The sequence below is a fragment of the Peptoniphilus sp. oral taxon 386 str. F0131 genome (assembly GCF_000090945.1).
Taxonomy (GTDB): domain Bacteria; phylum Bacillota; class Clostridia; order Tissierellales; family Peptoniphilaceae; genus Anaerosphaera; species Anaerosphaera mikwangii.
On the sequence record NZ_GL349422.1, the window covers coordinates 387200 to 399394 of the forward strand.

Annotated in this window: 12 protein-coding genes and 1 pseudogene; 10 read left to right on the plus strand and 3 right to left on the minus strand. The window is 34.3% G+C overall.

Features of this window, described 5'->3' with window-relative positions; genetic code table 11:
• Positions 1 to 234: ribosome-recycling factor (locus HMPREF0629_RS07785; RefSeq protein ID WP_009221679.1), on the minus strand; the 234-nt coding region annotated here is incomplete at its 3' end.
• 306 nt (positions 235 to 540) lie between these two features.
• Between HMPREF0629_RS07785 and HMPREF0629_RS08105 the strand changes: the two genes are divergently transcribed.
• The 10 genes from HMPREF0629_RS08105 (at position 541) to HMPREF0629_RS01925 (ending at position 9869) form a co-directional block, all read left to right on the plus strand.
• Positions 541 to 669, plus strand: a complete 129-nt coding sequence (locus tag HMPREF0629_RS08105) for a hypothetical protein (protein WP_255263806.1) — start codon at positions 541 to 543, stop codon at positions 667 to 669.
• Positions 670 to 819: 150 nt separating this feature from the next.
• Positions 820 to 1119, plus strand: a complete 300-nt coding sequence (locus tag HMPREF0629_RS01885) for an OadG family protein (protein WP_009221680.1) — start codon at positions 820 to 822, stop codon at positions 1117 to 1119.
• 23 nt (positions 1120 to 1142) lie between these two features.
• Positions 1143 to 1541, plus strand: coding sequence for a biotin/lipoyl-containing protein (locus HMPREF0629_RS01890; protein WP_009221681.1), 399 nt, complete (start codon positions 1143 to 1145; stop codon positions 1539 to 1541).
• Between the two features lie 70 nt (positions 1542 to 1611).
• Positions 1612 to 2700: a sodium ion-translocating decarboxylase subunit beta gene (locus HMPREF0629_RS01895; RefSeq protein ID WP_115737035.1), complete on the plus strand. Its 1089-nt coding sequence runs from the start codon at positions 1612 to 1614 to the stop codon at positions 2698 to 2700.
• Between the two features lie 89 nt (positions 2701 to 2789).
• On the plus strand, positions 2790 to 3752 hold the full coding sequence (gene gctA / locus HMPREF0629_RS01900; protein WP_009221683.1) for a glutaconate CoA-transferase subunit A: 963 nt from the start codon (positions 2790 to 2792) through the stop codon (positions 3750 to 3752).
• 2 nt (positions 3753 to 3754) lie between these two features.
• Positions 3755 to 4552 (plus strand): glutaconate CoA-transferase subunit B, encoded by a 798-nt coding sequence (gene gctB / locus HMPREF0629_RS01905; protein WP_009221684.1) that lies wholly within the window; start codon positions 3755 to 3757, stop codon positions 4550 to 4552.
• Positions 4553 to 4564: 12 nt separating this feature from the next.
• Positions 4565 to 6325, plus strand: a complete 1761-nt coding sequence (locus tag HMPREF0629_RS01910) for an acyl-CoA carboxylase subunit beta (protein WP_009221685.1) — start codon at positions 4565 to 4567, stop codon at positions 6323 to 6325.
• A gap of 222 nt (positions 6326 to 6547) precedes the next feature.
• Positions 6548 to 7357: an acyl-CoA dehydratase activase gene (locus HMPREF0629_RS01915; RefSeq protein WP_009221686.1), complete on the plus strand. Its 810-nt coding sequence runs from the start codon at positions 6548 to 6550 to the stop codon at positions 7355 to 7357.
• A 26-nt stretch (positions 7358 to 7383) separates the two neighbouring features.
• Positions 7384 to 8712 (plus strand): 2-hydroxyacyl-CoA dehydratase subunit D, encoded by a 1329-nt coding sequence (locus HMPREF0629_RS01920; RefSeq protein WP_009221687.1) that lies wholly within the window; start codon positions 7384 to 7386, stop codon positions 8710 to 8712.
• An 8-nt stretch (positions 8713 to 8720) separates the two neighbouring features.
• Entirely contained in the window at positions 8721 to 9869 is a 1149-nt protein-coding gene (locus tag HMPREF0629_RS01925) for a 2-hydroxyacyl-CoA dehydratase subunit D (RefSeq protein ID WP_009221688.1), read from the plus strand.
• Positions 9870 to 10246: 377 nt separating this feature from the next.
• Here HMPREF0629_RS01925 and mobC read toward each other — a convergent pair.
• A pseudogene (gene mobC / locus HMPREF0629_RS01930) lies at positions 10247 to 10568 on the minus strand (plasmid mobilization relaxosome protein MobC).
• 415 nt (positions 10569 to 10983) lie between these two features.
• Complete coding sequence (locus tag HMPREF0629_RS01935) at positions 10984 to 11958, minus strand: AraC family transcriptional regulator (protein ID WP_009221689.1); 975 nt, start codon at positions 11956 to 11958, stop codon at positions 10984 to 10986.
• Between the last annotated feature and the right edge of the window lie 237 nt (positions 11959 to 12195).

The following is a 12195-nucleotide window of genomic DNA, read 5'->3' on the forward strand; positions in this document are numbered from 1 at the left end:
AGATTTTAATATAGCCTTTTCAATAGCTGGTATTAAGCTTGCATCCCAAGGAGTAATTGCAAGAAGTCTAGGCTCTGGAGCAGATATACCCGCAACTTGATTAAGAGGTGTTGCTTGTCCATAATAATCTACTGTTATTTTATCTAATAAAGATGGATTAGCTCTTCCCGCTCTAATACTTTTTGATCTGTCGGTAATACTTTTGCATATACGTTCTTTGCAATCAAAGTGCAAAGAAATAGTGATAAAACTAATATTTTTTTCATTTTATTACCTCCTTCAATAATTATAAAGGCTTTAAGCATTAAAGTCTACCATATGTATAGTATAATGAAAAAATAAAAGAGATGCCATATGAGTTCGGGTGATGAATATTTAGATTATATTTTGAAGCAGTTAAGTGGACTTTCGGGATTAAATATAGAAAGTTGATGGTATTATAAGGGAGAGATTGTTTTGAAGATTTATGACGATAAATTTTTTATTAAGTGAGCTAAGTTTAGGAAACCATTTATTGAAATATAGTTTATGTGAAATCATATGGCGGATAAAGAATATGATTTTTATAAGCGGAAAAATAAGATAAATAAATTTTTAAGAGTTCTAAGGGGAATTATAATTTTTAATTATAATAGAGAGGGATTATATTGTGTAATTGAAGTGCTTTAGCAATTGAGTTTTATAGCGAAATAAACAGGAAAAAACTGCTTAAAAAAATTTTTTATTAGCTTTAAAGTGATTGATATTATATTTTTGTTTTGATATAATGAAAATAAGTTGGAATTCATTCTACATTATGAAATTTGAGGAGGTGTAATAATGTGGCAAGGAACTAGTATGACTATCGGAGAAGCCTTTCAAGTAGCTTTAACAGGATTTTCGATAGTTTTCTTGGCTCTAATTTCAATAGCTTTATTCGTAAAAATAATTTCATCAGTAGTAAATTCTGTAGTGAAAGAAGAGAATAAGCCTGCGAGTGCTCCGAGTCCGGCACCTGTGAAGGTTGCTGAAGATAAAACTGATAAGGCATTAGTTGCTGCAATAATTGCTGCAGTGAGTGCTGAAATGAGACAGTCAGTAGACAAATTTAAGATAGTATCTATAAATGAAAAGAAATAATTATGAAGGGGAGAATAATTAAAATGAAGTATCAAGTAAAAGTAGACGGAAAAGTTTTTGAAGTAGAAGTGGAAAAAGTATCAGGCGCAAGTAAATCACTTACTATGGCAGATTTTGGCGCACCGGCGCCAGCACCGGTATCTGCACCTGTACAACAGGCAGCACCTACTCCTGCACCTGCGGCACCGGCACCTAAAGCAGCATCAACAGGTGGAGAGCAAGTTTTAGCACCAATGCCTGGAAATATTTGGAAAATAGTAGCAGCAGATGGCTCACAAGTTAAAGCCGGAGAAGTTATAGTAATTCTTGAAGCGATGAAGATGGAAAATGAAATAGTAGCACCATGTGACGGTACAGTTTCTATAAAAGTTACAACAGGACAAACAGTTGATACAGATGCACTTATAGCAGAAGTTAAGTAATTTAGGAGGAGTTAAAGTGATTTTTTTCGAAGCATTATCAGGTATTTTAGCTGAGTCGGGCTTTGCTCACATGACTTGGCAACAAGGGGTAATGATTCTAATATCCTTCGTATTATTATATCTTGCTATTAGAAAGGGTTTTGAACCTCTTCTATTATTGCCTATTGCTTTTGGTATGATGCTTGCAAATTTACCTGAGGCAAATCTTATGAGAGAGGCTGATCCTTGGTATACTCAAGGGGTATTGAGAATTATTTACGGTGGAGTTAAATCTAATTTATTCCCATGCCTAATATTTATGGGTGTAGGTGCAATGACAGACTTCGGTCCTCTTATTGCAAATCCTATTTCATTATTATTGGGTTCAGCAGCACAATTTGGAATTTATATTGCATTTATAATAGCTATAGCTTCAGGAAAGTTTACACCTCAAGAGGCAGCATCAATAGCTATTATCGGAGGAGCGGACGGTCCTACTGCAATTTATGTTACAAATAATTTGGCACCGGAGTTATTGGCTCCTATAGCAGTAGCAGCTTATTCATATATGGCACTTATACCGTTAATTCAACCGCCAATTATGAAGGCTCTTACTACTCAAAAAGAACGTGAAACAAAAATGGTAGCTCTTAGAAAAGTTTCTAAGACAGAAAAAGTAGTTTTCCCGGTAGTTGTAATATTATTTACAGCTTTGTTATTACCTTCGGTAGCACCACTTCTTGGTATGCTTATGCTTGGTAATTTATTTAAGGAATCCGGAGTTACTGAAAGACTTTCAGATACAGCACAAAACGCTCTTATGAACATTGTTACAATAATGCTTGGAACAACAGTCGGAGCAACTGCAAACGGAGAGATATTTTTAAGTCTTAAAACTATAATAATTATATGCCTTGGACTTGTTGCATTTGCATTTGCAACAGTTGGAGGAATATTATTCGGAAAGGTTCTATATTATGTAACCGGCGGAAAAATAAATCCGCTTATCGGATCAGCAGGTGTATCTGCAGTACCTATGGCTGCACGTGTAGCTCAAGTTGAAGGTAGAAAATACAATCCTACCAACTTCTTATTAATGCATGCCATGGGACCGAATGTTGCCGGAGTAATAGGATCTGCAGTAGCAGCCGGAGTATTTTTAATAATATTCGGTAGTTGATGTTAAGATGTTTATTTCAATTGGGGATCTTTTCGAGATTCTCAATTGTTCTATGTAATAATAAGTGAAAAATAAAAGGAGGCATTACATTGAGTAAGATTTATAGTTTAAAAGATGCTATAAGTAAATTTGTAGAAGATGGAGATGTAATATCTTTCGGTGGATTTACCACAAACAGAAAGCCATATGCAGCTGTTTATGAAATTCTTCGCCAAGGAAAGAAAGATTTTATCGCTGAAGCAGGTCCTGCAGGCGGAGACTGGGATATGATGATTGGAGAAAATAGAGTTAAAGCATATATAAACTGTTATACTGCAAACTCAGGTTATACTAATGTTTCAAGAAGATTTAGAAAAGCAATTGAAGCCGGAACATTATTATTTGAAGACTATTCACAAGACGTAGAAATGTTAAGACTTCATGCAGCATCATTAGGTCTTCCTTATCTACCGGTTAAATTAATGATGGGTACAGACCTTGTTGATAAATGGGGAATTTCAAAAGAAGAAAGACAAAAAATAGATAAACTTCCAAATGACAAATATGTATATGTAGAAAATCCATTTAACGGAGATAAAAAAGTGGTAGCAGTACCGGTTCCTGTAATTGATACAGCAGTAATTCACGTTCAAGTTGCTTCTCCGGATGGAACATGTAGAATTATCGGAGATGAATTCCATGATGTTGATATTGCAGTAGCTGCAAGAAAAACTATAGTAACTTGTGAAGAATTGGTAAGTAATGAAGAGATCAGACTTGATCCGACTCTTAATTCAATTCCGGGATTCTGCGTTGATGCTGTAGTTCATCTACCATATGGTGCACATCCATCTCAATGTTATGATTATTATGACTATGATTCCAGCTTCTACAAGATGTATGATGTAGTAAGTAAAGATGAAGAAAGCTTTAACAATTATATGAAAGAATGGGTTTATGATATAGAAGATCATAATCAATATCTTGATAAATTAGGAGCAACAAGACTTCTTAATTTAAAACCTGTAAAAGGCTTTGGATATGCTACAAATGTCCTAAAGGAGGTTAAATAACAATGGCAAGATATGATAATTATACAAATAAAGAAATGCAGGCAGTAACAATTGCAAAACAAATTAAAGATGATCAAATTGTAATTGTAGGAACAGGATTACCATTAATAGGGGCATCAGTTGCTAAAAGAGTATTTGCTCCAAATTGTAATATTATTGTAGAAAGCGGTTTAATGGATTGTTCTCCTATAGAAGTTCCAAGATCAGTTGGAGATAATAGATTTATGGCGCACTGTGCAGTACAGTGGCCAAATGTAAGATTTATAGGATTTGAAGCTTGTGAATGGTTACATGATAAAAAGAGAATAATAGCTTTTATAGGTGGAGCACAAATTGACCCATATGGAAATGTAAACTCAACAGTTATAGGAGATTATAACAGTCCAAAGACAAGATTTACGGGTTCCGGTGGAGCAAACGGTATTGCATCTTATGTAAATACTGTAATAATGATGCAACATGAAAAGAGAAGATTTATAGAAAAAATAGATTATGTTACTTCACCTGGTTGGATGGATGGTCCTGGAGGAAGAGACAGAGCAGGAATTCCTGGAAATGTTGGACCACAAATGGTCGTAACAGATAGGGGTATCTTAAAGTTTGATGAAGATACAAAGAAAATGTATCTTGCAGGATATTATCCAACATCAAGCCCTGAAGATGTAATTGAAAATACAGGATTTGATATTGATGTTTCAAGAGCAGTTTTACTTGATGCTCCTGATGAAGCGGTAATTAAATTAATTCGTGAAGAAATTGATCCGGGCGAAGCATTTATCAAAGTACCTAAAGAAGACTAAAGGAGATAATAGATGAGTAATTATTCAATGAACGTTTATTTTAAGAATATGAGCGTTATAGGTAGCCCATTAAAAGCTACTAATGAAGAAAATATAGAAGCGGTTAGAAAAGTTGAAGAAGAACTTGCTGCAAGAATAGCAGAAGTACAAGCTGAAGGAAAACCTGATGAAAAAATCAATGAAGGTGGAGAATGGACAGCACTTCAACGTATAGCTGAACTTATAGATGAGGGAACATGGTGTCCGCTAAATTCATTATATAATCCTGAAAACAATTCAAACGGTTCAACAGGTATTATAAAGGGACTTGGAAAAATTAACGACAAGTGGGCAGTAATAGTTGCATCAGATAATAAGAAACTTGCAGGAGCATGGGTTCCGGGACAAGCGGAAAATCTGCTACGTGCCAGTGATACAGCTAAAAGACTTAGAATTCCACTAGTATATGTATTAAATTGTTCAGGAGTTAAGCTTGATGAACAAGAAAAAGTTTATCCTAATAGACGTGGAGGAGGAACACCTTTCTATAGAAACTCTGAATTAAATCAACTTGGAGTACCTGTAATTGTAGGTATTTATGGAACAAATCCTGCAGGTGGAGGATACCATTCAATATCACCAACAATACTTCTTGCTCATAAAGATGCTAATATGGCAGTAGGTGGAGCCGGTATACTTGGAGGAATGAATCCAAAGGGATATATAGATGAAGAAAGTGCTAATCAAATTGCAGATGCTACAATGAATGTTAAGAAAACAACTCCTCCGGGATCAGTTGGAGTACACTTTGCTCAAACAGGATTTTTCAGAGAAGTTTATGTGGAAGAAGAAGGAGTTATCGAAGCTATAAGAAACTATATGGATATGCTTCCAAGCTATGATCTTGATTTCTTTAGAGTAGATGATCCTAAGGCTCCTGCATTTAGTGCAAATGATCTATATTCAATAGTTCCTATGAATCCGAAGAGAACTTACAATATCTATGATGTAATTTCAAGATTATTTGATGGTTCTGAATTTATGGAATATAAAAAGGGATATGGACCTGAAATGGTAACAGGAATTGCAAAAGTTGATGGACTTTTAGTAGGTGTTGTTGCAAATACTCAAGGATTCCTAATGAATTATCCTGAATACAAGGAAAAGAGCATTGGTATTGGCGGAAAGTTATATAGACAAGGTCTTATAAAAATGAATGAATTTGTAACACTTTGTGCAAGAGATAGACTTCCAATTGTTTGGATTCAAGATACAACAGGTATTGATGTAGGTGATGATGCTGAAAAAGCTGAATTACTTGGACTTGGTCAATCTTTGATATATTCAATTCAAAATTCAAATATTCCTCAATTGGAAATTACTCTTAGAAAGGGAACAGCTGCCGCTCACTATGTACTTGGAGGACCTCAAGGGAACGATACAAATGCGTTTAGTTTAGGAACTGCAACTACTGAAATAAATGTAATGAATGGAGAAACAGCTTCTGTTGCGATGTTCTCAAGAAGACTTGCAAAAGATAAAAAATCAGGAAAAGATCTTCAACCGACAATAGATAAGATGAATGCTCTAATTAATGCTTATGTTGAAAAGTCAAGACCACAATTCTGTGCTGAAGCCGGACTTGTAGATGAAGTAGTAAACATGAACTTGTTGAGAAATTATATTGTTGCATTTACACAATCCGTATATCAAAATCCGGAATCAATTTGTCCGATGCATCAAATGCTTCTTCCAAGAGTAATTCGTGATTTTAACAATCTATATTCTAAATAAAATATTCTCCGGCTATATGCCGGAGACTTCTATATAGTAAAAGTAATACAAAATTAGGCAGGATAAAACCTGCCTGTTACTATGTATAGGATAAATATAAATCGTAAACGTCTAAAAATGAACATTAATTTTATATAGCTTTGACAATTAATTGAAATGATAGTACAATTAAATTATAGTAATATTTAATAAAAATATTTGCGTATATGAAGAGGAGATTGTATGGGAGATTCTATTTACACAATGGGGATTGACATAGGTTCAACTGCCTCAAAATGTGTAATTCTTAAAGATGGTAAAGAATTAATAGCAAAGGCTGTAATTGATGTAGGAGCGGGAACATCAGGACCTACAAGAGCAATGAAATCTGTTTTAGATGAAGCAAATCTAAAGAGAGAGGATATTGCATTTATAATGGCAACAGGATATGGTAGAAATGCTTTGGAAGAAGCGGATTTTCAAATGTCTGAACTTTCATGCCACGCAAAGGGAGCATACTTTTTATTTCCAAGGGTTCATACAATAATAGATATTGGAGGACAAGATGCAAAGGCATTAAAAATTGGAGATGGAGGAGTATTGGAAAATTTTGTAATGAATGATAAATGTGCTGCAGGAACAGGGAGATTTTTAGATGTAATAGCAAGAGTTCTTGAAGTAGATGTTTCGGATTTACAAGATTTAGATGCAAAGGCAACTAAAGAAGTTGCAATAAGTTCAACTTGTACAGTTTTTGCAGAATCTGAGGTAATATCTCAATTGGCACAGGGAACTTCTATTGAAGATATAGTAAGAGGAATTCATTTTGCAATTGCAAGTAGAGTAGGAAGTCTTGCAAAGAGAGTCGGACTTGTTGACGATGTGATAATGACGGGAGGAGTAGCTCTTAATAAAGGAATGGTAAGAGCACTTGAAGAAAACATAGGTCATAAAATAAAAACAAGTCCTTTATGTCAGCTTAATGGAGCATTAGGAGCGGCTTTATTCGGTTATCAAAAGTATAAAGCTGTTTTAAGAAAAAGTAAGATATAATTGTTAAAATATTTTAGGAGGAAAGTATGTCTGGAAAAATTTTAGAAAAAATACCAGGAAAAACACCAAGACCTATAGAAGGTCATAAGAGCGCTGCTGCAGTTTTGAGGGGAGTAGTAGATAGCGTATATGGTGATGCTTGGGCAGCTAAAGAAAGAGGAGAATTAGTAGGATGGAGTTCTTCAAAGTTCCCGATTGAACTTGCAAAGGCTTTTGACTTAAATGTAGTGTATCCTGAAAATCATGCAGCTACAACTGCTGCAAAAAAAGATGGACTAAGATTATGCCAAGCAGCTGAAGATATGGGATATGATAATGATATTTGCGGTTATGCAAGAATATCAATTGCATATGCGGCAGGAGAACCTACAGATTCAAGAAAAATGCCTCAACCTGACTTTGTTCTTTGTTGTAATAATATTTGTAATATGATGACAAAGTGGTATGAAAATATTGCGAGAATTCATAATATACCAATGATAATGGTTGACATACCGTTTCAAAATACAGTAAATGTACCTGAAGAAAAAGTAGATTATTTAGTAGGTCAATTTGAATATGCTATTAAACAATTAGAAGAATTAACAGGCAAAAAATTTGATGAAAAGAAATTTGAAGAAGCTTGTAAGCTTGCCAACAGAACAGCATCAGCATGGTTAAAAGCATGTTCTTATATGAAGTATAAGCCGTCACCTTTAAGTGGATTTGACTTATTCAATCATATGGCAGATATTGTAGCTGCAAGATGTGATGTTAGAGCTGCAGAAGGATTTGAACTTTTGGCAGAAGAGTTTGAACAATCGGTAAAAGAAGGAACTTCAACTTGGGAATATCCTGAAGAGCACAGAATATTATTTGAAGGAATACCTTGTTGGCCGGGATTAAGACATTTGTTTGAGCCTCTAAAAAATAATGGAGTAAATGTTACAGCAGTAGTATATGCTCCTGCATTCGGATTTAGATATGAAGGTATTAGAGAAATGGCAGCAGCTTATTGTAAAGCGCCATGTTCTGTTTGTATAGAAGACGGTGTTGAATGGCGTGAAACTATGGCCAAAGAAAATGGAATAAGCGGTGCTCTTGTAAACTATAATCGTAGCTGTAAGCCATGGAGTGGTGCTATGCCTGAAATTGAAAGAAGATGGAAGGAAGACTTAGACATTCCTGTTGTTCACTTTGACGGGGACCAAGCTGATGAAAGAAATTTCTCAACAGAACAATACAACACAAGAGTTCAAGGATTAGTTGAGATTATGGATGAACGTAAAGCTGAGAGAGAAGCTAAAGGCGAAGAAATTTATACTACTTTTGACAACACTAAAGAAACAGATTGGTCAAAAGCTACTATAGAGTGAGGTTAACTATGAGTGAAATAAGAGAATTATTAGAAAAATTTGAGCATATTGCAAATAATCCGAGAGAACAATTAGATAATTATCTTGCACAAGGTAAAAAAGCGGTTGGAATTTTTCCATACTATGCTCCGGAAGAAATAGTGTATGCGGGTGGACTTGTACCAATGGGAGTATGGGGAGGACAAGGACCTATAGTAAAAGCTAAGGATTATTTCCCTACATTCTATTATTCAATGGCACTAAGATGCTTAGAAATGGCACTTGACGGAACATTAGACGGATTATCAGCATCTATGGTAACAACACTTGATGATACATTAAGACCATTTTCACAAAACTATAAAGTTAGTGCAGGAAGAAAAATACCTATGGTATTCTTAAACCATGCACAACACAGAAAAGAAGACTTTGGTAAAACTTATAATGCAAGAATCTTCAAGCAAGCAAAAGAAGAATTAGAAAAAATTTGTGATGTTGAAATAACAGATGAAAATTTGAAGAAAGCATTCGAAGTTTATAATGAAAATAGAACTTTAAAAAGAGAATTTGTAAAACTTGCAGCAACTCATCCACAAACAGTAAAAGCATCAAACAGATGTCATGTATTAAAAAGTTCGTACTTTATGCTAAAAGATGAGTATAATGCATTATTAAAAGAGTTAAATGACAAGTTAAAGGCACTTCCTGAAGAAGATTGGGATGGAGCAAGAGTAGTAACAAGTGGAGTTATAACAGATAACCCGGGATTATTACAAGTATTTGATGACTATAAAATATGTATAGTAGCAGATGATGTTGCACATGAGTCAAGAGGATTTAAAGTTGATATAGATATGTCTATAGAAGATCCTATGATGGCACTTGCAGATCAATTTGCAAGAATGGATGAAGATCCGATTTTATATGACCCTGAAATTTGGAAGAGACCGAAGTATGTTGTAGATCTTGCTATTGATAATGATGCTGACGGTTGTTTATTATTTATGATGAACTTTAATGATACGGAGGAAATGGAATATCCGTCATTAAAACAAGCTTTTGAAAAAGAATCAATACCGCTAATTAAGATGGGATATGATCAACAAATGGCAGACTTTGGACAAGTTAAGACACAACTTGAAACATTTAATGAAATGGTACAACTAAATAGATTTTAAAAACGGGAGCTTTGCTCCTGTTTTTTATTTTACAAGAAACCGAAAAATATTTGTTTAGATTATTTTATTTATATTTGAAATTAGAAAAATTTGATTTAATAATAAAAAGTTATACTTTTATAAGAATGATTATTTAAGTTTCTTTAAAACTTTAATAATTAACTCTCAAGTCCCTTAAAATACAAGGATATTTGCAAAAGTGCAGATTGAATTTACTACTTTTGAGGAAAAAGCCTTGATGTGCTGTAAAAATTCTTGCAGATAGAAGTGGTTTACCATAGATACGAAAGGTATGCTGTGGGAATCAAAATTAAATAGGAAATCTTAAAAGCGGTAATCTTTTGCTTCTGTAAAGGAAGTATAAGAACACCGCTTTTTCATGCTATGTTACGAAGTAGAGGCATATATAGGCTTAATCTTTGTAAGCGCCATATTTCTTTTAATGCTCCTTTGATTTCTTCAGTGTCTTCCTGATATACATTTCTCGTTGCATTAGCTCTTTTTGCAATCTGACTGATGTTTACCGATTTTTTGAAGTTCTGTCGTCATTTTCTTTATATCGCTATGATCGATCTGAATGATATATCCGTCTATCACCATTTTCCAAAGGTACACTTCCATGTTGCTTGTAGGCATCTGTTTCATCTTTTCTTCAATCAAGTTGCGTTTTTCTTCCGTAACACGAAATTTAATCTGCATATTTTTTTCTGTCTTCCATAGGCGAAATGTCTTTCTGTTTTTATAGAGGGTTTGGGGCACTTCTCAGCAAGTAAAATCTTTAATGCCGGAACTGCGGGAAATGGAGATTTTTACGGGAAGGGTACCCATTTCCTATGCTTGCTATTCCACTTGTTCCTTAATCTCTATAACAACAGAAATTCACTTTTTGCCAAAAAGTACAAAGAAAAAACGCTACAGTTTTTATAACTGCAACGTTTCAAATCTTTTTCGTTCATTTCGTCGTGAGTGATATCGAATTGATGTCGTTGAGTGTTTGGGGCGACAGACCTTTGTGAGAAAAGAATTGTTAACGAACATATCCGATTCGGTAGACTCGGTAGCAAGTTTATAGGAAACTTGCAGGCTGGGAATCGTCTAGAGATACGACCATAAACTATGTGCTTGCCCTATATTCACTTGGTGTCTTTTTATACTGTTTCTTAAAGGCTGCAGAAAACTTACTTGTATTGGTATATCCAAGTTTTTCTGCAATTTCGGTAATGGATAAACTATTGCCAGACAGCAAGATAAGTGAATGTTCTAATTTGCATTGCTGTATATATCTTCCAAGCGGGACACCATATACTTTTTTGAATAATTCTCGTAGTTTTGTTTGGCTCATAGCCGAAATTTTACACAATTCTTCAATACTTGGAGGGCACAGAGGCGTTTGCCGAATAACCTTATCCACATTTTTCAATATATATAATTCATCTTGAGAAATAGTGAGATAGGTATTTTCGTAATTATGTTGCTGTTTTAAGCAGTGCCTTTGAGATATTAACGACAAAATTTCAAGAGTCTTACTTTCATAGTATACCGCCGATGTAATTCCATCTATCATTTTCTCGCGTATCTGCATGAAAACTCTGGTTATTTCAGGAGTATTATAATCCTTATACATCCACAAAAAAACATCTTCCAGCGAAAGGTCATTTTTAGGAAAAACTGTGGCAATCTTATCGAAATATTCTCCATAGATAAGAATTGAAACATAGCAAATTGGCGTCATAGCATCATAAAGTACCCGTCCGCTGGCAGGTCTATTGAGATATAAATTAACACCATGCTGTATAATGGATTTTTTCTTTCCGTTTTGGATTAAAGTTACATTTCCATTTTCTAAAAAATATAGTTTTACAAATTCTTTTGGAATGCAATACTTTCTCTCCATACTTATTTTAGGTGTCCAATTTGCGCAAGAAAGATACAGTCCTTTCCGCGGACTGATTTCGACTACACCACCTGTTCCTGTATTTTCTTTTGGATTTAGTTTAAGAAACTCTGCCTTTTTTTCATGACAAAAACAATAGTCTGATACAAAAAAAGATGCGTCACTTATATATTCATACTTTTTGGATGTGCTCAAATTTGATCTACCTCCACCCGCCTTGGATACTCCATTTTGTCAAATTATTCAACCCGAAATTAAGACATTATAAAGCAAGATGCCGCAAATCCTTTGTTCTATACGACTTTTACAAAATGGTAATAATTTTGAGCTTTTTCCTATAAATTGACAACATGATAATCCAATGATACGCTAAAATTAAGTTAGTAACATCTAACTTGATTAAGTATATGCTCATTATATCATATTATCAAT

Coding starts and splice junctions, on each gene's coding strand:
- HMPREF0629_RS01920 (WP_009221687.1), top strand. CDS start 7,384: ATGTCTGGAAAAATTTTAGAAAAAATACCAGGAAAAACACCAAGACCT.
- HMPREF0629_RS01895 (WP_115737035.1), top strand. CDS start 1,612: ATGACTTGGCAACAAGGGGTAATGATTCTAATATCCTTCGTATTATTA.
- HMPREF0629_RS08105 (WP_255263806.1), top strand. CDS start 541: ATGGCGGATAAAGAATATGATTTTTATAAGCGGAAAAATAAGATAAAT.
- gctB (WP_009221684.1), top strand. CDS start 3,755: ATGGCAAGATATGATAATTATACAAATAAAGAAATGCAGGCAGTAACA.
- HMPREF0629_RS01915 (WP_009221686.1), top strand. CDS start 6,548: ATGGGAGATTCTATTTACACAATGGGGATTGACATAGGTTCAACTGCC.
- HMPREF0629_RS01885 (WP_009221680.1), top strand. CDS start 820: ATGTGGCAAGGAACTAGTATGACTATCGGAGAAGCCTTTCAAGTAGCT.
- HMPREF0629_RS01925 (WP_009221688.1), top strand. CDS start 8,721: ATGAGTGAAATAAGAGAATTATTAGAAAAATTTGAGCATATTGCAAAT.
- HMPREF0629_RS01910 (WP_009221685.1), top strand. CDS start 4,565: ATGAGTAATTATTCAATGAACGTTTATTTTAAGAATATGAGCGTTATA.
- HMPREF0629_RS01890 (WP_009221681.1), top strand. CDS start 1,143: ATGAAGTATCAAGTAAAAGTAGACGGAAAAGTTTTTGAAGTAGAAGTG.